Source organism: Pseudoalteromonas sp. BSi20480, from assembly GCF_000241365.1.
GTDB classification, from domain to species: domain Bacteria; phylum Pseudomonadota; class Gammaproteobacteria; order Enterobacterales; family Alteromonadaceae; genus Pseudoalteromonas; species Pseudoalteromonas marina.
The window spans coordinates 32,003-56,768 of the sequence record NZ_BADX01000078.1; the positions used below are offsets into that span (position 1 = coordinate 32,003).

22 protein-coding genes and 2 pseudogenes are annotated in these 24,766 nt (G+C 40.3%); 10 read left to right on the plus strand and 14 right to left on the minus strand.

Features of this window, described 5'->3' with window-relative positions:
• Positions 1–423, minus strand: a complete 423-nt coding sequence (locus P20480_RS09635) for a hypothetical protein (protein ID WP_008129456.1) — start codon at positions 421–423, stop codon at positions 1–3.
• A 230-nt stretch (positions 424–653) separates the two neighbouring features.
• Between P20480_RS09635 and P20480_RS09630 the strand changes: the two genes are divergently transcribed.
• On the plus strand, positions 654–1,619 hold the full coding sequence (locus P20480_RS09630) for a hypothetical protein (protein ID WP_008129457.1): 966 nt from the start codon (positions 654–656) through the stop codon (positions 1,617–1,619).
• On the opposite strand, the gene P20480_RS09625 is transcribed toward P20480_RS09630, so the two are convergent.
• From P20480_RS09625 to lptM, 6 genes are all read right to left on the minus strand, one after another.
• Positions 1,606–2,316, minus strand: a complete 711-nt coding sequence (locus P20480_RS09625; protein WP_008129458.1) for an HAD-IA family hydrolase — start codon at positions 2,314–2,316, stop codon at positions 1,606–1,608. The two genes, P20480_RS09630 and P20480_RS09625, sit on opposite strands and share 14 nt — an antisense overlap.
• Positions 2,317–2,325: 9 nt before the next feature.
• On the minus strand, positions 2,326–3,270 hold the full coding sequence (locus tag P20480_RS09620) for a tyrosine recombinase XerC (RefSeq protein ID WP_008129459.1): 945 nt from the start codon (positions 3,268–3,270) through the stop codon (positions 2,326–2,328).
• Positions 3,267–3,878, minus strand: a complete 612-nt coding sequence (locus tag P20480_RS09615; RefSeq protein ID WP_008129460.1) for a DUF484 family protein — start codon at positions 3,876–3,878, stop codon at positions 3,267–3,269. The genes P20480_RS09620 and P20480_RS09615 overlap by 4 nt, the downstream gene beginning before the upstream one ends.
• Positions 3,875–4,705 (minus strand): diaminopimelate epimerase, encoded by an 831-nt coding sequence (dapF, locus tag P20480_RS09610; protein ID WP_033025419.1) that lies wholly within the window; start codon positions 4,703–4,705, stop codon positions 3,875–3,877. The genes P20480_RS09615 and dapF overlap by 4 nt, the downstream gene beginning before the upstream one ends.
• Positions 4,706–4,769: 64 nt before the next feature.
• Positions 4,770–6,023: a diaminopimelate decarboxylase gene (gene lysA / locus P20480_RS09605; protein ID WP_008129462.1), complete on the minus strand. Its 1,254-nt coding sequence runs from the start codon at positions 6,021–6,023 to the stop codon at positions 4,770–4,772.
• Positions 6,024–6,218, minus strand: a complete 195-nt coding sequence (gene lptM, locus P20480_RS09600) for an LPS translocon maturation chaperone LptM (RefSeq protein ID WP_008129463.1) — start codon at positions 6,216–6,218, stop codon at positions 6,024–6,026.
• A 157-nt stretch (positions 6,219–6,375) separates the two neighbouring features.
• Between lptM and cyaY the strand changes: the two genes are divergently transcribed.
• The 7 genes from cyaY (at position 6,376) to add (ending at position 13,554) form a co-directional block, all read left to right on the plus strand.
• On the plus strand, positions 6,376–6,699 hold the full coding sequence (cyaY, locus tag P20480_RS09595) for an iron donor protein CyaY (RefSeq protein ID WP_006792464.1): 324 nt from the start codon (positions 6,376–6,378) through the stop codon (positions 6,697–6,699).
• Entirely contained in the window at positions 6,696–7,352 is a 657-nt protein-coding gene (locus tag P20480_RS09590) for an alpha/beta hydrolase (protein WP_006792463.1), read from the plus strand. Before cyaY ends, P20480_RS09590 begins: the two co-directional genes overlap by 4 nt.
• Before the next feature lie 22 nt (positions 7,353–7,374).
• Entirely contained in the window at positions 7,375–8,367 is a 993-nt protein-coding gene (locus P20480_RS09585; RefSeq protein ID WP_008129466.1) for a DUF2914 domain-containing protein, read from the plus strand.
• A gap of 35 nt (positions 8,368–8,402) precedes the next feature.
• On the plus strand, positions 8,403–9,341 hold the full coding sequence (hemC, locus tag P20480_RS09580) for a hydroxymethylbilane synthase (protein WP_008129468.1): 939 nt from the start codon (positions 8,403–8,405) through the stop codon (positions 9,339–9,341).
• Positions 9,342–11,174, plus strand: a complete 1,833-nt coding sequence (locus tag P20480_RS09575) for a uroporphyrinogen-III synthase (RefSeq protein ID WP_008129470.1) — start codon at positions 9,342–9,344, stop codon at positions 11,172–11,174. It abuts the gene before it with no gap.
• Entirely contained in the window at positions 11,171–12,283 is a 1,113-nt protein-coding gene (locus P20480_RS09570) for a heme biosynthesis HemY N-terminal domain-containing protein (protein WP_008129473.1), read from the plus strand. Before P20480_RS09575 ends, P20480_RS09570 begins: the two co-directional genes overlap by 4 nt.
• A 269-nt stretch (positions 12,284–12,552) precedes the next feature.
• A complete protein-coding gene (add, locus tag P20480_RS09565) occupies positions 12,553–13,554 on the plus strand; it encodes an adenosine deaminase (protein ID WP_033025422.1) in 1,002 nt (333 codons plus the stop codon).
• Positions 13,555–13,652: 98 nt separating this feature from the next.
• Here add and P20480_RS09560 read toward each other — a convergent pair whose 3' ends face one another.
• The 5 genes and pseudogenes from P20480_RS09560 to P20480_RS09540 form a co-directional block, all read right to left on the minus strand.
• On the minus strand, positions 13,653–14,063 hold the full coding sequence (locus tag P20480_RS09560) for a CBS domain-containing protein (RefSeq protein WP_008129477.1): 411 nt from the start codon (positions 14,061–14,063) through the stop codon (positions 13,653–13,655).
• A gap of 158 nt (positions 14,064–14,221) precedes the next feature.
• Entirely contained in the window at positions 14,222–14,935 is a 714-nt protein-coding gene (fre, locus tag P20480_RS09555) for an NAD(P)H-flavin reductase (protein WP_008129479.1), read from the minus strand.
• Positions 14,936–15,083: 148 nt separating this feature from the next.
• Positions 15,084–16,549 (minus strand): annotated as a pseudogene (gene ubiD / locus P20480_RS09550) (4-hydroxy-3-polyprenylbenzoate decarboxylase).
• A gap of 73 nt (positions 16,550–16,622) precedes the next feature.
• Positions 16,623–18,653, minus strand: coding sequence for a methyl-accepting chemotaxis protein (locus P20480_RS09545; protein ID WP_008129482.1), 2,031 nt, complete (start codon positions 18,651–18,653; stop codon positions 16,623–16,625).
• 67 nt (positions 18,654–18,720) lie between these two features.
• Complete coding sequence (locus tag P20480_RS09540; RefSeq protein WP_008129485.1) at positions 18,721–19,002, minus strand: MliC family protein; 282 nt, start codon at positions 19,000–19,002, stop codon at positions 18,721–18,723.
• Between the two features lie 293 nt (positions 19,003–19,295).
• Between P20480_RS09540 and P20480_RS09535 the strand changes: the two genes are divergently transcribed.
• Both P20480_RS09535 and P20480_RS18070 read left to right on the plus strand, forming a co-directional pair.
• Entirely contained in the window at positions 19,296–20,204 is a 909-nt protein-coding gene (locus P20480_RS09535; RefSeq protein ID WP_008129486.1) for a DUF808 domain-containing protein, read from the plus strand.
• Between the two features lie 83 nt (positions 20,205–20,287).
• A pseudogene (locus P20480_RS18070) lies at positions 20,288–22,244 on the plus strand (alpha/beta hydrolase family protein).
• Positions 22,245–22,296: 52 nt separating this feature from the next.
• Here P20480_RS18070 and P20480_RS09530 read toward each other — a convergent pair.
• Complete coding sequence (locus P20480_RS09530) at positions 22,297–23,235, minus strand: tetratricopeptide repeat protein (RefSeq protein WP_008129493.1); 939 nt, start codon at positions 23,233–23,235, stop codon at positions 22,297–22,299.
• An 86-nt stretch (positions 23,236–23,321) separates the two neighbouring features.
• On the minus strand, positions 23,322–24,725 hold the full coding sequence (locus P20480_RS09525; RefSeq protein WP_008129495.1) for a M20/M25/M40 family metallo-hydrolase: 1,404 nt from the start codon (positions 24,723–24,725) through the stop codon (positions 23,322–23,324).
• Positions 24,726–24,766 lie beyond the last annotated feature (41 nt).

Genomic DNA, 24,766 nt, shown 5'->3' on the forward strand with positions numbered 1-24,766 from the left:
CTATTTTTTTCCTTTAACAATATGAGTTTTCCCTTGTTTGTGTTTCCCCGCGATGAACATATCTTCGGTAATGGCTTTTTGTTTATTACAGTTTTTAGACGGTGTAAATGAGCCCACGTAATCTAGATGCCCAGTGACCTTACTAAATGATGAATTATTTTTGCGGGATGAAATCTCTAATTGAAATTGATCTACAACATGTACGCTTTCAGCATTTATACCTTTGTTATTGTACTTTTCGATTGCTTTGCTTCTAAGTCGTCTTTTTTCAGACGTTTTATCGTTTAGATTTGAAAGCTTTGTGCTTAACTTTACTTCAATAGTTTCAGACGTAGGCTTACAGCTTTTGTCTTTGAAAAAGAAGTCAACCGCATTGGCTTTAGAGTGACAAAGTAAAAGCAGGGCTAATAAGATAAATCGCATATCAATTCCTTTTGTTTGTTTAGCAGTCAACTGTAACGTATATGTTTATTCATTTATAGATAATTTCATTCAACCAAAAGAGATTGTTTAGAGTTTGCCTTTTGATAAAGATGTAAGTACGGTAATTAAAAGGATTAATATAACTATATGCTTAGAATGAAAAATTACTTTTTTTACTATCGTTATTATTGTTTGGTTGCACTCCAAGTGAAACTGATACATTAAATGAAATGTATCAAACAGCCAAAAAGGAAAAAGATTTAATAAAACTTCAAAACTCTCTGCATAACTTAAGTGCTCTCGAATCTGATACTTGGCAAGACGAGTACATCAGTATTACTCAGTCCAACGAAAATATAAAATTAGCAAATGAGGCGCTGAGTCTAGGCCAACTTCACGACGCATTAAATTATGCAATAAAGTCATCGCAGACTTTTTACAGTAAGCAAGCGAGTGAAGTTGTGAGTGAAGTAAATAAAAAAGCAGTGAACCTAAAAAAGTTATACATCGAATTAAATACGCTAGATAAACAAAAAGATTCACTCAATAAGCGCATAGCAATGATTCACGAGCAAGATCCAAAAAATTGGAACATCATTGAATTTAATATGCTGTTGGTCGACTTAATTAATATAAAAAACATTTTCGCCAAGTTAGCGTCAAAGCTTAGCAAAGTAATAAATGAAGGGGGTATTTATGTCGAGGCTAGTGAGCAAACTAATAGACAGCTAGCATTGTTAGACGATTCTATTAATATATTGCTTTCTCAGGTAGTTAAGCCAGTAAGCCATGGGCTTATTAAGTTTAGCGTATCTACATCTGAGCAAACCCTCTTAAACCTTAATCACTTTTCAGATAAAAACGTGCCAAGTATGATGGCTTCCTACTACAAAAAGTTTAATGTTGAGAACAAAAAATATACTGATTTACTTGAAAACGCTCATTTAGTGACTTTCCAAAATAACTACCAAGGCGCTATCAATATTTCAAATTTTTATAGTCTTTACAGTGAGCTCTCTAACCCGCCTGAAACATTCGAAAACTACGAAAAAATAATACAGTCAAAGCAAGTTGACGTACTTGCTATAGCCGACAAAGCTGAGCCTTATACACGTTTAAATTCTAAAATTACAGTATATAAGGCTCATTTTCTTACCGCGTTTTATGAAGATTTACAGCAGTTTATGAATGAATAAAATGCGTTAATGCGTGAATATTGGTGATTTCTACGTCGGCTAGTCCTTTGTAGTTATACTTAGCGTTTTGATCGTTTAACCACACTGATTGGCAACCTGTGTTATTGGCGCCTTGTACGTCGGTATCTAAGCTATCACCAATATGGAGTATGTCGCTTTTGGTGACTTTTAAGTGCGCAGCTGCTTTATCAAATAAGGTGCTATGAGGTTTAGCTTTACCGTGCATGCCCGCTTGTAGCACTAGCTTAAACTTATTGTGTAAATTAAAGCGTTCTATTTCAACATTGCCATTGGTTATGGCGATTAAGGTAAAATGTTGCGCTAAGTTATCAAGTAGCACTAATACGTCGTCGCTGACTACAATGTTACTGCGTGCATCGGCAAATGCGTTATAGGCGTTACTAGCGTGCAGTGCTACTTCTTGTTCAGTAAATCCTAACTTTGATAGTGCTAAACGCAATGTGTGCTTGCGCCACTGCGTTACATTGTCTTTTAGCTCGGGCTGTTGCAGAGCGGCAAGTTGCCGGCATTGTTGCCAGTATTGAGGGCCTTTTTCTTGGTAGCGTGGTAATGCATTTAAGTAATTTTGTTGGGCGCTAACGGCTGCTTTTATAATTGGGTGGTTGTTGTATAGCGTGTCGTCTAAATCAAAGCTCATGACAGAAAAAGGGCGTATTGCACGATTAAATCGGATCATTATAATTTCCTAATCAGTTTGTTTTTTAGCGCGCGGGTGGGTGTTGTCGTACACTTTGGCTAAATGCTGAAAATCTAAATGGGTATACACTTGTGTGGCCGACAAGCTACTGTGGCCAAGCAATTCTTGTACAGCACGTAAATCACCCGACGATTCTAAAATATGTGATGCAAATGAATGGCGTAATTTATGCGGATGCACCTGTGAGCTAATACCTTGCTTTATTCCCCACTCTTGCATACGCAAACGCACTTGGCGAATTGAAATACGATTTTTTTGGCTACTTAAAAATACACCTGGCTCGTCTGGCTTTGCAAACTGAGGGCGCACGGTTAACCATTTTTTTAATGCGTCTAATGCCTTTGTTCCCACGGGAATAAGGCGTTCTTTGTTACCTTTACCGCGAACTAATATTTCGCCACTTTTGGCATTAATATCTTGCATGTTAGCGCCAACTAACTCGCTAATACGTAAACCTGATGAATACATAAGTTCCATCATAGCTTTGTCTCTTATTGCCAAAGGGTCGTCGTCAGGAATTTCGAGCAAGCGAGCCATTTGATCAACGTCGAGGTTTTTAGGTAAAGGCTTGGCAAATTTGGGGCCTTTAATGCCGGTAGCAGGATTGTGATAATGCGATTGCTGCGCAATATTTTTAGCTTTTAAAAACTTATATAAACTTCTGATACAGCTCAATTTTAAGCTAATGGTTCGGCCACTTAGTTGTTTGGCGCGTAAAGCCATACTGTAACGGCGAATATGCTCTGCTTGTACGCCAAACCAGTCATCGCATAATTTATTAAAATAAAGGGCTGCAAAACCAAGTTGGCTAACATACTGATTTACAGTGTGCGCTGAATATTGTTTTTCAAATTTTAGGTAGTCGCTAAATAGCGTAATGGGTGTGCGCCAGTTGTCACTTAATTCGCTTATATTAGGCGCATCATCACTCATGCGAGTTTTTGTAACCTTAACTGCAGGGCACTAATAAAATCCAAAACGAACAGGTTGTCTTGTGCGGGTTCAAAATGGTTCACGTTGTTGCTGCCAAACGCGAGTATGGCAATAGGTTGCTTTTCATCACCAATTAAATAAATAGCCGCAGATTGCGTGTCATCACTAAATAATAGAGTCCGTTCTTGCGCTGTAATACGGCCTAAGTAATGTCCAGAGTTTGTGAGGCGGTGTTCAATAAGCTCATCGTAGTCAGTGCTGTATTTTATTAATTTAAAGTCACTTATGTCGTTATTTGAACACACAATGGCGTGTAAATTTTTAGCGATGGTATCAAAATCGTCATGGCTCCAAAGCTGGCGATGGCATTGGCTGAGGAGACGGTATACGAGCTCATTTTGAACTGCGTGCTGGCTCATTGTCTCGATTTGATTTTTTAAACGCGTATTGTGTTCACGTAATTGGCGCTGTTGAATATGAACTAATGACGTTGCCCCTTGCGCTTGCTGCTGAAGGTCTAGCTGAGCAAGCACGTTTGGGTGTTTAACTAAAAAGTCAGGATTTGCGAGTAAGTAGCTAGTAATTTGCTCTTCATTTAGCTCGCTCATAACGCGACTTGTCCATCGAATACGTGTTCAGCAGGGCCTGTCATTCGTACTGGATGACCTTCTCCACTCCAACGTATTTGAAGTGTCCCACCAGGTAGGTCGACTTGTACCGCGCTTGAAAGCTTGCTTTGCATATGGCCAATGACCATAGCAGCACACGCGCCAGTGCCGCATGCGAGCGTTTCGTTTACGCCGCGCTCCCATACTCTTAGCTTTATATGCTCTTGCGATATAACTTGCATAAAGCCAATGTTAGCGCGTTGTGGAAAACGTTCGTGGTTTTCAAGCAGTGGACCCAATACATCAACCTGCGCTGTCGCAATATCGTCAACTTCAAGTACACAGTGTGGGTTCCCCATAGATACTGCGCCACTAAATACGGTGTGTTCTTCAGCCCTTATAATGTAGGTGAGTTCACGTTTGCTGGCTTTGAGCGGTATTTTGCTTGGCTCGAAATTAGGATGCCCCATGTTAACCGTAACTTGGCCGTCTTTTTCTATATAGAGCGTTAAGTTACCCGATTTGGTTGATACACTAATTTTATGTTTGTTAGTCAGGCCTTTCATACGCACAAAACGTGCAAAGCAACGTGCACCATTACCGCACTGTTCTACTTCGGTACCATCGGCATTAAAAATACGATAATGAAAATCAAGATCGGGAGAGTATGGTGCTTCAACCATGAGTAATTGGTCAAAGCCAATGCCAAAGTGGCGATCAGCCAGTTTTTTTATTTGATCTCGTGATAAAAATACATTTTGTGTAATGTTATCAATAACAACAAAGTCGTTGCCTAAGCCGTGCATTTTGGAAAAATTAACTAACATAGCGCTCTAATTCGTGTTTGCTCTGTGGTAATCATGCCACAGAGCAGCTAGTTGGCAAAAACGTTTATGGTAAAATTTTCTCACCTTGATAAAGACTCTCAATGGTTTCACGTTCGCGAATAAGATGGTGCTGTTCACCGTCTACCATTATTTCAGCTACGCGTGGGCGAGAGTTATAGTTTGAACTCATAGTAAAGCCATATGCCCCAGCACTTCGCTGCGCGAGTAAATCGCCTTGTTTCAGCGCCAGTTCTCGGTCTTTTCCTAAAAAGTCACCGGTTTCGCACACGGGGCCAACAATATCAAAGTTGTGAGTTGGCGTATCGTCATCACGAACCGACACAGGTATAATTTTTTGCCACGCTTGATAAAGAGAAGGGCGAAGCATATCGTTCATGCCAGCATCAACAATGGCAAAAAATTTACTTTGGTTTTGTTTAATAAACTCAACTTGCGTAATTAATACCCCTGCGTTTGCAGCAATGGCACGACCTGGTTCAAAAATAAGTTCTAAATGGCGGTAGTTTTCTAGGCGAGCTGTTACTTGCTCTGCGTATTCACTAGGATGAGGTGGTTGTTCGTTGTCGTAAGGAACACCTAACCCACCACCTATGTCTAAATGGCTTAATTCTATCCCGACATTTTTTAGCTCATCTATTAGCGCAAGGAGTTTGTCGAGCGCTTCTAAAAACGGCTTTACTTCGGTTAACTGCGAACCAATATGGCAATCTACGCCTATTATGTTTAAGCCAGGTAAAGCAGCGGCTTGTTGATAAACACTTACAGCGGTTTGAATATCAATGCCAAATTTGTTTTCTTTAAGGCCAGTAGAAATATAAGGATGCGTTTTTGCATCTATATCGGGGTTAACGCGAATAGAAATTGGCGCTACTAAGTTAAGCTCACACGCAACCTCTGAGATACGCTCTAATTCAGAGGCCGACTCGACGTTAAAACATTTAATCCCTAATTTTAATGCATACGCTATTTCGTCAGCGGTTTTTGCAACGCCTGAAAATACTACTTTACCGGCGTCTCCTCCTGCTTTAATTACACGCGCCAGCTCACCTTTAGATACAATGTCAAAACCCGAACCAAGGCGTGCTAGAATATTTAATACAGCAATATTAGAGTTTGCTTTTACGGCATAACATACCAAGCTTTTATGGTTTTTAGTCGCATTGGCAAACGCAAGATAGTGGCGCTCAAACGTTGCACGAGAATACACATAGCAAGGCGTACCATATTGCTGAGCAATAGCGGCAATACTCACATCTTCAGCAAACAATTGATTGTTTTTATAGTTAAAAAAATCCATTTATTGCTCCTGTTTTACTGGTGTTGTAGATTGCTTGGCCTCTGCGGCAGGCACCATAGTGTTTTCTGGTTGGTTTTGCTCGGCCTGTTGTTCAGGCAAATATAATGGGCCGCTTTGTCCGCAGCCAGCTAATGCGCCAAATAGGGCCGTGCAAATTAATAGTTTTTTTAATTGTAAGGTATGTGTCGCTTTCATTAGATTAATATTGTTGCTGGCTTTATAATCGCAGAGTAACAGAATATCTAAAAAATGCAGCTATTCGCGGATGATTTTATTCCTGTTACACTAGCTGCATATTTTTAACGCAATTACGTACCCAATATTAGGCGGCCCGCCTGCAAAGGAATCAACAATGACTGAACACGAATATCACCAATTAGCCGAAGCTCTTATGTTCACAATTGAAGAGCAAATTGATGATTGTGAAGCCGATTTAGATTACGAATCAGCGCAAGGTATTTTAGAAATTATTTTTCCTGATAAGAGTAAAATTGTCATCAATAAGCAAGCGCCTCTTCATCAAGTGTGGGTAGCAACTAAATTCAATGGTCACCATTTTGAAATGCGTGACGGTCAATGGATTGATAACCGCTCTGGTGCAGAGTTTTGGGAATTCATTAACGAAGCGTCAACTCGCCAAGCTGGCCAAGAAATTAAGTGGCAATCATCATTATGAGTTTAGAGTTTGTTCAATACCCCGCACAGAGCGCGCATAAAGCGACAGTTATTTGGTTACATGGCTTAGGTGATTCGGGTGATGGGTTTGCCCCTGTAGCGCCGCAATTAAATTTACCAGCCGAGCTGGGCGTGCGTTTTGTTTTCCCACATGCGCCTGTGCAACCGGTCACCATAAATGGTGGTATGGAAATGCGTTCTTGGTACGACATTAAGTCAATAGAGCTTGATAAACGTGCCGATGAAGAAGGGGTGAGGGAGTCTGCCGAAAAAGTAGAGGCGTTAATAAATACAGAAATAGCCAACGGAATACCTGCTAACAAAATTATTTTGGCTGGTTTTTCACAAGGTGGTGTTGTGTCGCTTCACTTAGCTCCGCGCTTTGAACAAAAGTTGGCGGGTGTTATGGCACTGTCTACTTATATGTGCGCGCCGCATAAATTTACAGATGAAGCAAAGCATACCGATTTAAATGTATTTATGGCACATGGTAGTCACGATAACGTGGTACCAATGAGTGCAGGTAAAAGTGCATTTGATGTATTAACAGCACATAACATGGATGTAAGCTGGCAGGAATACCCAATGGCACACCAAGTGTGTGCAGAAGAGTTACACGCTATTCGCCAATGGTTAATTGCCCGTTTAAGCTAATTTTGGAGCCGCTGAGGTCAATATGAGTCAAAAAATAGTTATTAAAGCAAATGTAAAACGCGAACCACAAAACAGCCTACCTACGGTAAGCTATGAATGGCATTGGCGTCGAATTGTGAGTTTGGCTATGTTGATAGTAATGACATCTGCGGCTGTGATATATGGTTTAACCAGCTCAGTAAATGCAGATCAGGGCGCACATCCCAATGAACAAACAGAACTTTTAATCACTGATAGCACACAAGGTGATGAAGTAACTGAAAGCGAAACACATAATGCACCCAGCAACCAATCGCATATAGAGACTGAGCATGCTGAAACATTGCCTGCTGAGCAACTACCAACAACTCAAGAGGCAGACATTACCAATGCCTTACTTGAAAACGCTGAGTCAGTAACCGTTGCGCCAATTTCAGATGAGCCGACAATAACCCAATCAACAGTTGACTCAATAACTGAAAAAACGAATACAGTTGATAACAGTAAAAACGATGTGTTGATCACTAATGCAATAAGCGCTGATACAACAAGTGAAACAGTATCTGTACCTGCGTCAGAGCAAACTTCTGAGCTTGGCACAATCGCATTAGAGCCAGAGAGTAATGTTGATTCGCAACCTGTTACAGAGCAATTTGCTGAAGATGCCCATATTGCTAGCGTGGCACTCGGTGCTCAGATTGATACCAGTAAAATAAGCCGCGCAGTGCTTACACGCAGTGTAGTAAAACGCGAACCTACTAATGTGTTTGCAGCCGACGTGCGTTTAAGTCAGTTTGAAGGTTCGTTATCATTTTTTAGTGAGCTTAAAGGGCTGCAAGGCCAGCGCGTAAAACATGTTTGGTCTTTTGAAAGTGAAACAATGGCCGAAATTTCACTTAATGTTACTTCGCCACGCTACAGAACTTATTCAACAAAAAATATTATGAACACGCAAACAGGCCATTGGCGTGTAGCTGTAGTTGATGAGCAAGGTAATTTAATAGCTCAAAAAGAATTTAGAGTGTTAGCTAACTAAATAATGCTAACCGCAGTAATTAATTGGATACCCCTATGACAGAAAAAACAAAATTAGTACGTATAGCAACCCGTAAAAGCGCTTTGGCGCTATGGCAAGCCGAATTTGTAAAAGCGCAGCTAGAGCATTTTCATGATGACGTGCGTGTTGAGTTAGTCCCTATGTCGACACAAGGGGATATTATTTTAGATACACCACTTGCTAAAATTGGCGGTAAAGGCTTATTTGTTAAAGAGCTTGAGCAAGCTATGCTAGATGGTCGAGCTGATATTGCCGTACACTCAATGAAAGATGTGCCGGTGGAGTTTCCAGAAGGATTAGCCCTTCATACCATTTGTGAGCGTGAAGATCCGCGCGATGCGTTTGTATCAAATCACTTTGCTAACTTGAATGAGTTACCAGAAGGAGCGGTAGTAGGTACATCAAGCTTGCGCCGCCAATGCCAAATTAGAGCACTGAGACCTGACTTAGAAATCCGTGATTTACGCGGAAACGTAAATACACGCCTAGCTAAATTAGATGCTGGGCAATACGATGCGATTATTTTAGCAGCGGCAGGGCTTATTCGTTTAGAAATGGGCGAGCGTATTGCTGACTACATTGAACCAGAAGTATCGTTGCCTGCAAACGGCCAAGGTGCTGTAGGTATTGAGTGTCGGATTGAAGATGAAGTGACTAAAGCGTTATTAGCACCGCTTGAGCACACACATACACGTATTCGTGTTAATGCAGAGCGTGCAATGAACCGCCGTTTAGAAGGTGGTTGTCAGGTGCCAATAGGTGCCTATGCGTTAGTTGATGGCGAACAGGTCCATTTACGAGGGCTTGTAGGCGCAGTCGATGGCAGCGAAATTTTACGTGACGAAGTTGCGGGTCATATTAACGATGCCGAAAAACTCGGAATAGAGCTGGCTGAAAAATTACTTGCTCAAGGCGCAGATAAAATTTTAGCTGACGTATACAGAGACGCATAAATGACACATATTCTGATAACTCGGCCCGAAGGAAAAGGCGCAGCCCTTGCAGAGCAACTTGAGCAAGCGGGTTATCAGGCGTCATTGTTTCCTGTTTTAAATATTAACTATTTAACGCCCTCTAGTACTCAACTAAGCCCACTTATTAATGCAGATAAAATTATTTTTATCTCTCAGGACGCTGTTAAAGCACTGGCACAATTAAAGCCCGATATAAACATTAAAGCGCAGTTTTATGCTGTAGGGCAGCAAACTGCCGATACAATATATGAATTATTTGGTGTGCGTGCAGCCACGCCTAAGCAGTTCGATTCAGAAGGAGTATTGGCTCTTAAGTCGTTGGCTCAAGTTGATGGTAGCAATATTGTATTGGTTAAAGGGCAAGGTGGTCGCCCAGACATCGCCAAGGTACTTAAAGAGCGTGGCGCGTTTTTAAATAATTGTGTTGTTTATGAACGTGAGCCAGTGCCAGATTTAACCAGTGACTGGACTGACCACTGGAAAAGCAGCAATGTACACGGTATAGTCATAACAAGTAATGCAGCAGTTGATGCCATGTTTACCCCCGTTGCTGCACAACAATTACAATGGTTACAACAGTGCCACTTTTATGTTGCCAGCGAGCGCATAGCCGCATATTTACAGCAACAACATGTTAGTTTGGCAAATATCCATATTGCAGCAGGGGCTAGCGATAACGCTATGTTTACCTGTATTAATCAGCAAGGTAGCAGCATGAGTGAACAACCTAAGTCAATAACAACAGAAAACACAACATCAACAGCTTCGAGTTCAACATCAGTTAAAAATGAGCCAGCAAGCGTAAAAAACAAACCTGCAAATGACAAACAAAAAGTAAGTAAAGTGGCTTCACTTGCATTGTTAATATCGTTGGTTGTGGCCTCTGGAGTTGGCTACGAGTTTTATCAAAAGCTAAATGCAGGTAAAGCGCAAAACACAATTGTTAACGAGCTTAGCGAGCAAAACAAGCTGCTCCAGCAAGAGCTTGCTGCACTTAAATCTTCTCAAATGAGCTTACAACAAGCGTTATTTAATAGCGAAGAAAAAGTATCTGAGGCATTAACGCAAAGCACTCTTGAAAATCAGCAAGCATTAAAAGCTGCGCTGCAAAAAGCGCAGCAGCAAGGTTCATCTTTAAACCCACAAGAGGTCACCAGCTTACAACGAATGGCTGAGTTTAAACTGTGGGCCGAAAAAGATTACCAAGGCGCAAGCGCTGTACTAAAGCGTTTAGACGGACTGTTAAGTGAGTACCCTGGCACAATTGAAGTTCGCCAAGCCATTATGCAAGACATACAAACGCTTGATAGTTTAAAACCGGTTGCTACCGAGGCCATTTATTTACAGCTAAATAGTGTTATTAACCGAATTGACGAATTGGTGTTTAATGCGGTCAATTTACCAGAGGAAACATTGGTAATTGATGAACATGCACTCAGCGAAGATATTAACGACTGGCAGCAAAATATCAGTAATAGTTGGAATAAAATTGTTGATAGTTTTATTACTATTAGGCGCCATGAAGGGATTGCTATTGAACCTTTACTGACCGACCAAGAGCGCAATTTAATTAATCAACGAATTAAATTAAATATAGCACAGGCGCAGGACGCATTATTAAGTAAGCAAGCGAGTATATATTTTAGTGCGTTAAGCGAAGCTAAGCGCTTAACTGGCGAGTACTTTAAGCAAGACGATGACGCCACAAAATCAGTACTAAATACGCTATCTAAATTAGAAAAAGAGCAGCTCAACTTTAGCCAAGAGGTCACTTTGCAAAGTACACAAACGGTTAAGGAGTGGGTGCAATGATAGGCCTAATAATCTTAATTGTAGCTATTGTTGTTGTACTTGCGGTTACCCCTTTTGTACTGGACGAAAAAGGCTACGTGCTTATCTCGTTTAATAACACAACAATTGAAGGCACCATTGTTTCGTTTTGTATTATGGCTGCAATGACTGCGGCAACTTTATACTTTACGTATAAACTAATACGCTATTTATTATCAATTTATAGAAATACCAAACATGGTTTTTTTGCCCGCAGTGAAGAGCGTAAATTTGCCGCAATTGAACAAGCCCTTTTCAGTGCTATAAACGACGATTACGAACAAGTAGAGCGCTCACTTTCTGGTAACAGTGTGCCAGATAAATTTGATGATATTCGTTTGGCACTATTGGCTAAAGCGGCACTTGCTAACAACGAGGCAGATAAAGCACTAGAACGATTATTTGAAATAAGCCCTGAGCAGCAATTGAAGGTAGCAAAACTATGGTTGGCAAGTGGCGATAGCAGTGCAATTGAATCGCAGTTGCGCGTTAATGCAGAAGCTAAAAAAGCCACTGCACTTGAGCTTAAACTGTACACTGAGGTATTGGTACAACAGCAGCACTTTAGCGTGCTAGAAGAGTTTTTACCCAAGCTACTGCGTAAAAAAGTGTTTTCTAGTGATCAGTGGACGCGTGTATTTACTGCCTATTTTTCGGCTCAATCAGCTGATGAACTAACAAATAAATACAAACAATTACCACGAAAACTTCAAACTTATGCGCATACTGCGTATTTAACTCAAATGGCTGCAACAGGTCAGCTTGCTGTTATTGAGGGCGATTTAGCTAAAATGGTTAAGCAAGCCAGCCAACATGATGAGCTTGCTGCTATTTTAAATAATGCAAACCATGGCGAAGCGCACAAATTACAAGCCAGTATTCAAGATCGCCTTAAAAAAGACGACACTAATACAGCACTGCTGTTGTCGCTTGCGTGCCTTGCTAATGCACAAAGTGATTATGATTTAGCGGCACGTGTGTTTGATAAAGCACTTAATGGTGATAATAAACACCAATTTGCAGACCAGGCAGCTTTGAGTTACAAGAACACGGCACAGGCTGAAAAGGCGCTCGTTTTATATAACAAATAAGTTTACTAGCTGATTAGTTATAAATTTTAGGCACAGGTTATAGGCGTTGTAAAAATGCTTTACCTGTGCTTTTTTATAGGTATTTTTTAAATTTAGCGAAACAATAAAAAGTAAGGCGAGACTATTTTATACATATTATTGTTAAGTGTGTGAATATTTGCACAAAAAGCAGACATATGACCGCTTAATAATATTACAAAGCGTATAGACTTGAAAAATAATTCTATCTGCGTATTATGCGCAAAAATTTAATTAAACTGGGTGCTACTATGATCAATAGAAAACTACCTTTGCTAGATATTCACCGTCATTTAGATGGTAATGTTCGCGCGCAAACCATACTAGAACTTGGTCGTCAGTTTAATATTGATTTACCCGCAGATAACGTTGAACAATTAATCCCTCATGTTCAAGTGATAGATCCAGAGCCAAACCTTGTCGCTTTCTTACAAAAGCTAGACTGGGGTGTTACGGTACTTGGCGATTACGATGCATGCCGCCGTATAGCTATTGAAAATATTGAAGATGCACAAGCGCAAGGTCTTGATTACGTTGAGCTTCGTTTCAGTCCTTACTACATGGCTCAAAGCCAAGGCTTACATCCACAAGGTGTTGTCGAAGCTGTGGTTGATGGTATTAAATCAGCAACAAAGAATGCCAATATTAAAGCTAATTTAATTGGTATTTTGTCGCGTACTTATGGTGTTAAAACGTGCCAACATGAGCTTGATGCATTACTTGCGTTTAAAAATGACTTAGTGGCTGTTGATTTAGCGGGCGATGAAATTGGCTTTCCGGGAGAGTTATTTATTGAGCACTTTAAGCAAGTGCGTGATGCGTATTTAGCGTCAACAATTCATGCCGGTGAAGCACTTGGTGCACCTAGTATTTGGCAAGCGATTAACGAGCTAGGTGCAAGTAGAATTGGCCATGGTGTAAAAGCAATTGAAGACCCAACGTTAATGGATTACTTACGTGACAACCGTATTGGTATTGAGTCATGTTTAACCAGTAATATTCAGACTAGCACAGTCACCGACCTAGCTACGCACCCGCTTAAACAGTTTTTAGATTATGGCATTCTTGCTTGCCTTAATACAGATGATCCGGCTGTTGAAGGTATAGAAATAGAGCATGAATATACTATTGCAGCACCCAAGGCTGGTTTATCTCAGGCTGATATAGAAAAAGCCCAAGCGAATGCGTTGGAAATTGCATTTTTAAGCGACGGCGATAAAAAAGCACTACTAGCACAAGTGAGTGCACGTTAAGCAATACAAATAAATATGCCGCTTTAAAGCCGCATATTTATGGACTGAACTTGAGCGCTAGTTAATAAGAGGTTTACTGTCTAACGCTCAGGTTTAAATTAGTGCTCTTGGCAGCTAAGGTAGTTATCGTAGAGCGCTTTGAGTACATCGGCACGATTTATCATTCCTACCACTTTTACGCCTTCTACCACTGGGTAGTTTTTAGGCTTACCCGGCTGCATTTGTTCAGCCAGTTCAATAATGTTTAAATCGCTACTTACTGTGACTACATTGGTTTGCATAAGCTGCGACACTTTTACAACCCCTTCGCAAAAATAACTGCTCTGCATTAAAGGCTTTAATAACTCTTGCTCTGAAATAAATCCGACAAGGCATTTTTCGTCGTCGAATACAGGCGCACCAAGTAATTTAAATTTTTGTAACTCGGCTATGGCTGTCGTCATTTCGGTGTTTGGTGTTATGTTTGGCAACTTGCGTTGCATAAAATCTTTTACTTTTGTATTTAGCATTTGGGTCTCTCCCGCTGATGTTCTGTACAAAGTATGGTTTATAGATTGGATTTTAGGAAATTGTTTATATTGATGAATGTGATAGGTTTAAACTATTAAAAATTTAAAGTCATAAAAAAAGCACCCGTAGGTGCTTATTATTAAACTATGCGATGAGTTTACTTTATAAATGCAAATGCATCGGCGTACATGTTTTCACGAATAGCACCATGAGCTATAAAGTCGTCACGTACAATCCCTATCATGTCAAAACGACCAGCCATGTAAATGTCGTAAGGTTCAAGTGATACAATATCTTGCATTACAGCTTTGTGCACAAAACCAGTGTGACCTTGCCAATTAGCTGATGGGTTTTCGACAACAGGAATAAATTCAAAATGTTCATGGCTCTCTGCCCATAATTTCATTTCTTCATGTGCGTACAATGCCGACTCCTCTTTAACACCCCAATAAAATAATACAGGGCGGTCGCAGTTTATTTCAGCCAAGTGATCAGCCATTGATTTTACATACGAAAAACCAGTGCCACCGGCAAGTAAAATAATAGGTCGATTACATTGCAAGCGAAGTTGAGACACACCTAACCCGGCCTCTATATCAACCATTGTGTTGTTTGCATGTGCATTGCGTAAGTGTTCAAGCGATTGCATTGCGTATGAGTCTGCACCCGAAGCACCAATGTGTAGTTCTATTTCGTCACATTGAGATGGGCGGCTAGCAATAGAAAAAGCGCGTTTGTCTTTTTCACCTAACACCAGTTGCATGTATTGGCCCGCTTCAAAGGTCACAGGTTGTTGTGGCTTTAAAATTACTTTGTTAACAAATTCTGTAAGTGGGCTGATAGCTACAACTTCAGCTTTTAATGTTTGCATTTTTTACCTTTTAGCAGCGCTTTTGACAGCAGATACGCAATTGAATGAGTCGATTCTAGCATATCTACAGGGTTATTTTATAGCCTGTTTATAGCTTGTCCGAACGGTGGCAAATAAATTATTGGCCACCGCTTGGTTTGTTGAGTTGTTAGAGAATTTTAAGGCTATCCCAAATATCATCAACACGTTCTTTGGTGGCTTTGTCCATCACTATAGGTTCACCCCATTCGCGGTCGGTTTCGCCTGCCCATTTGTTGGTTGCGTCCATCCCCATTTTAGAACCAAGTCCCGATACCGGAGAAGCAAAATCTAGATAATCTATTGGGGTGTTTTCAATTAACGTAGTATCACGCGCTGGGTCCATACGAGTTGTTATGGCCCAAATAACATCTTCCCAGTCGCGTGCATTTATATCGTCGTCGCACACAATTACAAACTTGGTATACATAAATTGGCGTAAAAACGACCATACTCCCATCATTACGCGCTTGGCGTGACCAGGGTATTGTTTTTTCATTGTGACTACTGCCATGCGGTACGAACACCCTTCAGGCGGTAAATAAAAATCGACAATTTCGGGAAACTGTTTTTGTAATATCGGAACAAACACTTCGTTTAGTGCAACACCCAGAATAGCCGGCTCATCAGGCGGACGGCCAGTAAATGTGCTGTGATAAATAGGATCTTTACGGTGTGTAATATGAGTTACGGTCATAACAGGGAAGTCATCTACTTCGTTGTAGTAACCAGTGTGGTCGCCATAGGGGCCTTCAGGCGCCATTTCGCCTGGCATAATATGACCTTCTAGTACTATTTCGGCACTGGCAGGTACTTGCAAGTCATTTGAAATCGACTTTACTACTTCAGTTCGGCTTCCTCGTAATAACCCAGCAAATGCATATTCGCTAAGCGTATCTGGAACAGGAGTTACCGCACCTAAAATGGTCGCTGGATCGGCGCCTAACGCCACCGACACAGGATAAGGCTGGCCAGGGTTTTCTTTACACCACTCTTGAAAGTCGAGCGCGCCGCCACGATGCGACAACCAGCGCATAATTATTTTATTTTTACCTAATAGCTGTTGGCGATAAATACCCAGATTTTGACGTTTTTTGTATGGCCCTTTTGTTACGGTTAAACCCCACGTAATTAAAGGGGCTGCATCGCCCGGCCAGCAGTGTTGAATAGGTAGCTTTGTTAAATCAACGTCATCGCCTTCTAAAACTACTTGCTGGCAAGGTGCTTTTTTAACTTCTTTAGCTGGCATATTCAGCACTTTTTTAAACACAGGAATAGATCCAAGTGCTTCTTTAATACCTTTAGGAGGCTCTGGCTCTTTTAAAAATGCGAGTAGCTTACCTACTTCACGCAGTTCGTTAACGTCTGTTTGACCCATCCCCATAGCAACCCGCTTTGGTGTTCCAAATAAATTGGTAAGCACCGGCATGCTGTGCCCTTTTGGGTTTTCGAATAATAAGGCAGGACCTTTTGCACGCAGTGTGCGGTCGGAAATTTCGGTCATTTCAAGATACGGGTCAATCTCTTGGGTGATACGTTTAAGCTCACCTTTTTTTCAAGTAAATTGATAAAATCGCGCAGATCTTTATATTTCATTATGGGCCGCTATTAAGCAAAAGAGTTGAACTATTATACCCATTTCATGCAAAGCAAGTCATTACAGCTGCACTTAAAACTTAAAGCGCTCTACGGCACTTGTTAAAGAGTGTGCAAGTTGATTTACGTCTTCACTTTCGCTTGCTAGGGTGGTTGCGTTATTGGCATTTAAAGTGGCTTGTTCGGTCACCTTGGCCATTATTTTTTGAATATCATCACTGTTTGTTAACTGTTCATGAGAAGCCGTAGCAATTTGCTCACTCATATGGTTAATTGAAAGTAATGTTCCTTTTATACGCTCAACCGCTTTATTTAGTTCAGCACTGTTTTCAACACACTGTTTAGCTTGTTGTTGGCCATCGTTAATTTCTTTTTGCGTCGTTTTTGTGTGTTGTTGCAGCGTTTGAATCATAGTGTGAATTTCACTTGTGGAGCTTTGTGTGCGTGCCGCTAATGAGCGAACTTCGTCAGCAACCACCGCGAAACCTCGGCCATTTTCTCCGGCTCTTGCCGCTTCTATTGCTGCATTTAATGCAAGTAGATTAGTTTGCTCTGCAATGCTGCTAATAGTGTTTACAATTGCGCCTATTAAATCTGTAAACTCAGCCAGCTCTTCTGTGCTACTTACCGCTTTATCGAGTCGATTCAACAATGCTTCAATACTTAAACTGTTGTCGTTAGCTATTTGGTTGACGTCGTTTGCAAACTGAGAGGCGTTGGTGATCTCGTTAGATGCATTATCGGCCTGCTCATAAACCGCTTGCGAATTATTTAACATGCTATGTGCAAGGTCTGTGGCTTGTGCGCTTCGTTCTAATTGCTGCTGAGCAACAATGGTCATTTGTTGACCTTTTTCACTTGTTTGAATGGCCGATTTATCAAGCTCGTGGGCATCATTACTAATTGCTTTTATAAGGTGTGATAAATCGTCACTGAGCTTATTGATGTTGTTAAGTAAAGTGCCAAACTCATCTTTGCTGCGCGGTTGGCTGCGTTTAGAAAAATCACCCGAGGCAATACGTGCTAAATCGCTATTTACTTTTTTTAGCGGTTTTAGCATAGCATTGGTTGTAAATATTGAAATAACAATAAGTAATCCAATAAGTACAATCGCAATTATAACAACAGAGCTAGAGCCCATATTAATTGCCGACTTGGCACTGTTTTGTAGTGTTTGAAAACGCTCGTCAGCCAGCTTATTAAGCTGTAATAATTGGCTTTCTGTATCTATAAATTCTTGTTGAAAGCGCTCAAAACTTTGCTGTGCCATTTGGGTGTTTTTAAGCGCTTTATTTTGCTGAGCGTAAATACCGTCGGGTCCATTCAATCGTGATCTTAAGTTATTAAATTGCTCGGTGAATTGAGTCGCGTTTAAATTGTCACCAAAGGGAGTGGCTTGCTGTTCTAAATACACAAAGTTTGGCTGGATGTTATCAAGTAAAAATAGGGTATCTTGTTGATGGGCATTTAAGTCGTTAATACTGGTAGTTTGCGTAATACTTTTAATATTGTTGCTTAAATTAAATAGTAAGTCGTCTATGCGTGTTGCAGTACCAAATACAGAGCTGAGTAAAGATTGCTGCTTTGCACTGACCTCTATGAGTTCTATATCGAGTAAGCCATTACTGAGATTGCTGAGCTCAACACCAAACTCTGTAATTAATATAGCGGCAGTCGACTGCGCACTAAAACGTTGTTCTTTGGCATTAAACATGTTTGCGCTTGTTTTGCTTAGTTGCTCAAAGTTTTTTGAAGCGTCAACTAGCAAAGTTTGCATGTTTTGCTGACCCGTTAATTGCGGATTAAGTGCATTGAGCATATTACTGAATTCTTGTTGCTCGCTAAGAGCTTCTTTTTTATTGGTCAGTAATAAATCAGGTTTTGTTTGGCTATAAGCTAGAGCATTGAATTTGGTAATAGAAAGAAGCGATAGCCTTAAGTCTTTACTTACTTGTTGGGCTGGTACGGCAAGGTTTTCTATACGTGAAGTTGTGGTGCTTATTTTATTTAAGGACCAGTAAAAAAATAAGCTACTAATAAGCATTAGTAAGCCAATGGCAGAAAAGGCTAAAATTATTTTATGTTTAATGGCAATAGAACGCATAACTTCATCAACAAAATTAAGACTTTTGTTAGTGTAGCAAGTTTTTTAATATGTTGTTAGTAGGTTGTTATTTTGTGCTGCATAGGTGTTTATTCCCTGAAATTATAAGCATAGCTTCAGTGCCTTTCCCCCAAAAAAGGACTTTGTTACTAATGTATTTATTACCAGAGGCGCTTTTTTCATACTTAAGATGATAGGTTTTATTTTTAAAAGTGAGTTCTGCCTTTTCGTTTGCTAAGACATTAAGCACGGCTTTATTATCATTGCATACATAGTGTGTGGTTGTTGTTTTGTCATTGCACCCTATTAAACACAGTAAATAAACTACTAAAACGATTGTTGCTTTCATTTCCCCTTCCTTTATTTTTCACCGGCTATTCTATTTCAGAATAACAGAGCAAAATTAACCGTTGGTGAAAGACGTGCTTTACGTTATGTTGATTAAATTATTTATAAGATAGGGTCTGTTGATCTTTTCGGCTTGAAATTTGTCCACACTAAGGGCTATTTAATCGCGGCGCGAAGTTTGTAACCTAGTGGACTAAGTAAAAGCCGAGCAACAAAGAGTAAGTAGCCCCTAGGAAGAACCAAACCGGCTGCTGCAAATTAACATTGAAAGAACAACAGACCTTAGGAAGCACAATGGCAGGCACTAACCTTTTAACATTATTAGATGATATAACGGCTTTACTCGATGACATTGCAACCATGAGTAAAATTGCGACAAAAAAAACGGCGGGTGTTTTAGGAGACGACTTAGCACTCAATGCACAGCAAGTAACGGGTGTGTCAGCCGATAGAGAGCTACCTGTTGTATGGGCGGTAGCAAAAGGGTCATTTTTAAACAAAGCCATTCTTGTTCCAGCGGCTTTAATGATCAGCGTTTGGCTGCCATGGCTAATTACACCACTTTTAATTTTAGGTGGTTTGTTTTTATGTTTTGAAGGGGCTGAAAAAGTATTTGCGCGATTTTTACCTCATCACGATGATATTGCCGATGGCGACGAAACGCCTGATTTAGTTGAATATGAAAAGCAAAAAATAAAAGGCGCGATACGAACGGACTTTATTCTATCGGCTGAAATTATTGTTATTACGCTCGGCACTGTTGCAGGTCAAACATTGCTTAATCAATCTTTAGTGCTTTGTGTAATAGCCATTGTTATGACTATAGGTGTTTACGGACTTGTGGCTGCCATTGTAAAACTTGATGATGCTGGCTTGTATTTGGTGAATCAATCTAAAGTCTCTGGCAGTACGGTTAAAGAGTTTATAGGTAAAGGCTTACTTGCAGCAGCACCGCGACTTATGCAATTTTTAGCGTTTGCAGGTACTGTTGCTATGTTTTTGGTGGGAGGGGGTATTTTATCTCATGGTATTGAGTTACTGCACCACACACAACTTAATATGATTGGCTATGCGCAATCAATACTAGGCAATATAGGTGAGGTATTAGCTCCGCTTATTTTTGATGGGTTGTTAGGCGTTGTTGCCGGGCTGGTTATTGTTTTGTTTGATTTATTGTGCAGGAGAGTAGCCAACATTAAATAATTTCATTTCAATATTAAACTATTGTTATTTATGTGTATTTTTTGTAAAGTTATGTTCTAACTAATTTTTAAAAAAGGATTTTTATGAGTAAACTCCTATCTGTTTTTTTGTTATTTGCTGTCTTAATAACTAGCGCACAAGCTAAAACTAATCATTTGTCTATTGAAAGCTTTAGTAAGGCAACTGAGTTTGATGGCGTTAAGTTATCGCCAGATGGTAAGTATCTTGCTGTTATTACTCGTCCAGAGGGTAAAAAAGTTCTCATGATTTTAGATGTTGCTACTTTTAAACCAATGCATGCAGTTCAGTTCCCAGGCAATGGGCAAGTAGGTAATTACAACTGGGTAAATAATGAACGAATCGTTCTTGCTAAAGAGTATTTAAGAGGCTGGAAGGAGCAGCCTGAGTATCACGGTGAATTATTTGGTGTAAATGCAGATGGTAGCCAGGGTAAATATTTAGTTGGTTATCAAGGTGAAATGCAAACAGGGAGTAATATAAAAAAAGCAACTTCAGTCAGAGGGACTTCTTTTGTTCTTGACCCTTTACTAAGTAATCGCCGTAAAATGCTTGTATATACAATACCTTGGACAGCTTCAAACGAGCCAAACACTATAGTATATGAAGTAGATGTTTATAAAGGACACTGAAAGAGAGTTGTGCGTTCGCCTGCTAAGATGGCTGGTTTCTTAACTGATAATGATGGCAATGTTCGTGTGGCTGTTTCAAACGAAAATTATATTGACCAAAGTATCTATACGCGTGGTAAATCAGGTGGTAAATGGACAAAACTTGACTTAGGTGGTCTTCCATATGGTGATGTTAATCTTAGAGCTTTTGATGATTCAGGTGACTCAGTTTATGTCACTGCATCTCAGGCCGGCGAGGCAGAAGGACTTTATAAACTTAATTTAAATACAAAAAAATTCGAACTATTACATAAAGATAAGTTCGTATCCCCTAAGAGAGTTTGGGTGGATGAAGTATCGAAAGAGCTTTTTTGCGATTGAACATGAGTTAGGCTATCCCACCTACTCTTTTGTTGGTGGTAGTTCACAAAAAAGTACTTACTTAAAGGCATTGCTACAATCATTGAAGGGTAATCAAGTACAACTTGTAAGCAGTACATTAGATGGTAGCGTCAGTGTAATTTATGCTTCAAGTGATACTAACCCAGGTGATTATTACTTATTCGACTCGACTCAAAACAATTTACGCTTTTTGTTTTCTTCTCGTAGCTGGATTAAACCGCATGAAATGGCAATTACCAAGCCTATAAACTATACAGCACGTGATGGGTTAACTATACATGGTTATTTAACTGTTCCTAATAATATGGAAGAAGAAAATATGCCACTGGTTGTTATGCCACATGGTGGTCCTCATGGAATAAGGGACTGGTGGGGTTATGATCCTGATGCACAGCTGTTAGCTAATAGAGGTATCGCAGTCTTAAAGATTAACTTTAGAGGCTCAGGTGGTTTTGGTCGTAATTTTGAGCATACAGGTCATTTAAAATGGGGTAGCGAAATACAATTTGACATTATTGATGGTGTAAAAGATCTAATCAACAAGGGTACTGTTGATAAAGATAACATTTGTATAATGGGGGCTAGTTTTGGGGGGTACTCAGCTTTACAAAGCGCCATTATAGAGCCTGATATGTTCAAATGCGCCATTGGAGTTGTTGGAGTGTATGATTTACCACTTATGTTTGATGAGGGCGATATTGCAGAACAAGAAAGAGGTCAACGCTATCTTGAACGTGCGATTGGAACGAATCAAGAGAAACTCAAACAGTTTTCCCCTAGCTATAATATTGACAAGTTAAAAGCGCCGGTTCTCATTGTTCATGGTGGTGAAGATCGTCGAGCACCTATAGAGCAGGCTGAGTCGCTAGTTACGGCTCTGAAAAAATATAAGCATCCTTATATATACGAGCTTTTAGAAGATGAGGGACATGGTTTTTATAAAGAAGAACATCGGTCTCGTTATTACAAACAAGTGCTTAGTTTTTTAGAGCAACACATGAGTTTTTAGTCTATTGCAGATATCCTTATTACAAAAAGCCAATTTACAACTGGCTTTTTAATTAGCACGTTATAAATTTACACAACTGCTCAAGCTCGTAGGCTGCTTTACTATTACCTTGAGCAATTGCTTTTTTATACCAGTAAATAGCTTGTTGTGTGTTTTTGCCTGCACCTTGCCCGTCTCGGTACATTTGTGCAAGGTTAAGCTGACCCCATTGAGAGCCTGACTCTGCAGCAAGTTTAAAGCTCTCTAAGGCTTCTTCAAATTGCCCATCTTTAAAGTACATAATGCCTTGCTGGTTATTTTTATCTAGCTTTAAACCTTTGTATAAAGGCTTAGGTTTAGGCGGAAACATCACAAACCCGCCATACAAGCTATTAGCGTGTGGGCGTAGTACATCGTAAATCACGTCACTGTCATATAAGCGCTTTACCTCATCACGCGGTAAGGTAATTGTGCTTGTTGAAAAATAATCGCGTTGCACTAATAAGCTGGTGCGCATCGCCGTGGTTATGCCTCGGTTGCGTTTATAGCTATAGTTGCTTACTTGAAAAGTAATAAATTGCTCGTCAAAGCTTAGCACTTGGGCCACTTTTAAATTTGTTAGCGTCCATGGTTCGTGAGTAAATTTATCAGCGTGAACTAAGTATGTATCAAATGCCTGTGGGTTATTTAAGTAGTTGTATTTGAGTGCTTGGTTGTCGGTGTATTGTTGAAAAAAATATACCATTACCCACAATAATAAAATTAAGCCAATCCCGTATTTTGGCAGGCTTAGTTTTTCAATTAAGGGGAGCTTTTTTAAATTAATGGCTTCGTTATGCCCACATTGGTAGCATTCGCGGTTGTAGTTTAGCTTTAAAGGTACGATAGGAATAATCGTAAAACGTAAGTAACGGCTATGGTTTACTAAGTGATAGCTATCGCTTTGGCAGTTTGGGCAGCACTGCGTTTGTGAAAAGTGAGGAAAGGACTGACTGGTGTTGAAAAGCAGCATGCAATAATGCCCCGAGTTTTAATTTCTACTAAAGTAAATCAAGGGGCATATTTTTTAAAGCAGCAAACTGTAAGTAAGTATGTCTGCTACTCTTTTGTTGTTACTTTTGGTTTAATTGTTGCTTTTGCATCTGCTGCCATAAGTGCAAATACCGCATAGGTTGCTGTATTTTGACGAAGCTTTGCTGGCGTCACTTTATCAAGCGTGTCGTCAGCAGTGTGGTGATAATCAAAGTAGTCTGTACCATCTTGGGCTAGTTCAAAAATAGGTGCCGAGACTGCATTTTTAAATGGAATTAGATCGGGTCCGCCGTTAGCTTGGTTTTTACCAATGTACTCAACATTTAAAGGAGCAAGTTCTTTCGCGATAGCACGCACTACAGGCAGTGACGTTGCATCTACATTTGATTCAAAACCGTAAACTACATCAGCGCCAAAATCAGACTCTGCGGCAGCAACAATATTGTGTAAATCGTTTTTATGTTTCGCAAAGTAAGCTTTTGCACCCCATAAACCAAGCTCTTCTGCGGCAAAAAGAACAACGCGAATACTGCGTTTAGGGCGTTTTACATCGCTAATATGTTTAGCAGCCGCCATAGTTAATGCAACGCCGGCGCCGTCATCAAGTGCGCCTGTGCCTAAATCCCATGAGTCTAAATGTCCGCCAATTAATACATATTGTTCAGGGGTTTCAGTCCCGTTAAATTGGCCTATAACATTGTAACTAGTGCCTTCGCCAAGGTTTTCGGTTTGTACATTTATATTTACTGATACATCTTTACCTAAAGCGACTAAACGGGCAATTTGATCGGCATCGGGGTTGGCAATGGTTACATTAGGTATTTTTTTAACACCTTCTTTGTAATAACTACCGCCAGTGTGGGCAAAACGGTGATGACCTGTACTTACTGAGCGCATCATGTAGGCCACAGCCCCTTTTTTAGATGCTTCAATTGCTCCAGTGGCACGTGCTTTAACAGCGGGTCCATAACCATTACCGTCTATATCGCGATTCATTCGGTAATTAATGTAAGCAATTTTACCCTTTAAGCTATTAGCCGGTGCAGCTTTTAGCTCATCAAGTGTTTCGAATAATTCAATGGGTGCGCTAATACCTTCTTTGGGTGTGCTTATGCTATTACCTAGCGCGGTTAAATGAAGGGGTTGTTCGCTAGGCGTTAATATTTTTCCACTTTCGCTGTAGCGGCGCCACTCTGGGAACGTCGCCTCTTCAAGCCATACCTTGTCAAAACCGAGTTCTTTAAATTTAGCTTGCGCCCATGCAACGGCTTTTTTGTCGTTTTCGGTGCCTGGTAAGCGCGGGCCAACTTCTGTTGTTAGTGACTCTAATAGCTCATAGCTTAGGTGGCTATTAAGTGCAGTGGTACGCACTTCATCTACTTGTTGTAATTGCTTTGGTGTAAATTCGTTGCTGCTGGCAGTGGCTGCCATGCTAATGGTAAGCAGTAGCGCGGTGATGAGGTTTTTCATGGTAATTAGCCTTGTTTGAAATTGCGGCTATTAAAACATGT

What these genes read in the sequence shown, in the direction of transcription:
- P20480_RS09635 (WP_008129456.1), bottom strand. Translation starts at nt 423, where the DNA reads ATGCGATTTATCTTATTAGCCCTGCTTTTACTTTGTCACTCTAAAGCC.
- P20480_RS09630 (WP_008129457.1), top strand. Translation starts at nt 654, where the DNA reads ATGTATCAAACAGCCAAAAAGGAAAAAGATTTAATAAAACTTCAAAAC.
- P20480_RS09625 (WP_008129458.1), bottom strand. Translation starts at nt 2,316, where the DNA reads ATGATCCGATTTAATCGTGCAATACGCCCTTTTTCTGTCATGAGCTTT.
- P20480_RS09620 (WP_008129459.1), bottom strand. Translation starts at nt 3,270, where the DNA reads ATGAGTGATGATGCGCCTAATATAAGCGAATTAAGTGACAACTGGCGC.
- P20480_RS09615 (WP_008129460.1), bottom strand. Translation starts at nt 3,878, where the DNA reads ATGAGCGAGCTAAATGAAGAGCAAATTACTAGCTACTTACTCGCAAAT.
- dapF (WP_033025419.1), bottom strand. Translation starts at nt 4,705, where the DNA reads ATGTTAGTTAATTTTTCCAAAATGCACGGCTTAGGCAACGACTTTGTT.
- lysA (WP_008129462.1), bottom strand. Translation starts at nt 6,023, where the DNA reads ATGGATTTTTTTAACTATAAAAACAATCAATTGTTTGCTGAAGATGTG.
- lptM (WP_008129463.1), bottom strand. Translation starts at nt 6,218, where the DNA reads ATGAAAGCGACACATACCTTACAATTAAAAAAACTATTAATTTGCACG.
- cyaY (WP_006792464.1), top strand. Translation starts at nt 6,376, where the DNA reads ATGACTGAACACGAATATCACCAATTAGCCGAAGCTCTTATGTTCACA.
- P20480_RS09590 (WP_006792463.1), top strand. Translation starts at nt 6,696, where the DNA reads ATGAGTTTAGAGTTTGTTCAATACCCCGCACAGAGCGCGCATAAAGCG.
- P20480_RS09585 (WP_008129466.1), top strand. Translation starts at nt 7,375, where the DNA reads ATGAGTCAAAAAATAGTTATTAAAGCAAATGTAAAACGCGAACCACAA.
- hemC (WP_008129468.1), top strand. Translation starts at nt 8,403, where the DNA reads ATGACAGAAAAAACAAAATTAGTACGTATAGCAACCCGTAAAAGCGCT.
- P20480_RS09575 (WP_008129470.1), top strand. Translation starts at nt 9,342, where the DNA reads ATGACACATATTCTGATAACTCGGCCCGAAGGAAAAGGCGCAGCCCTT.
- P20480_RS09570 (WP_008129473.1), top strand. Translation starts at nt 11,171, where the DNA reads ATGATAGGCCTAATAATCTTAATTGTAGCTATTGTTGTTGTACTTGCG.
- add (WP_033025422.1), top strand. Translation starts at nt 12,553, where the DNA reads ATGATCAATAGAAAACTACCTTTGCTAGATATTCACCGTCATTTAGAT.
- P20480_RS09560 (WP_008129477.1), bottom strand. Translation starts at nt 14,063, where the DNA reads ATGCTAAATACAAAAGTAAAAGATTTTATGCAACGCAAGTTGCCAAAC.
- fre (WP_008129479.1), bottom strand. Translation starts at nt 14,935, where the DNA reads ATGCAAACATTAAAAGCTGAAGTTGTAGCTATCAGCCCACTTACAGAA.
- P20480_RS09545 (WP_008129482.1), bottom strand. Translation starts at nt 18,653, where the DNA reads ATGCGTTCTATTGCCATTAAACATAAAATAATTTTAGCCTTTTCTGCC.
- P20480_RS09540 (WP_008129485.1), bottom strand. Translation starts at nt 19,002, where the DNA reads ATGAAAGCAACAATCGTTTTAGTAGTTTATTTACTGTGTTTAATAGGG.
- P20480_RS09535 (WP_008129486.1), top strand. Translation starts at nt 19,296, where the DNA reads ATGGCAGGCACTAACCTTTTAACATTATTAGATGATATAACGGCTTTA.
- P20480_RS09530 (WP_008129493.1), bottom strand. Translation starts at nt 23,235, where the DNA reads ATGCTGCTTTTCAACACCAGTCAGTCCTTTCCTCACTTTTCACAAACG.
- P20480_RS09525 (WP_008129495.1), bottom strand. Translation starts at nt 24,725, where the DNA reads ATGAAAAACCTCATCACCGCGCTACTGCTTACCATTAGCATGGCAGCC.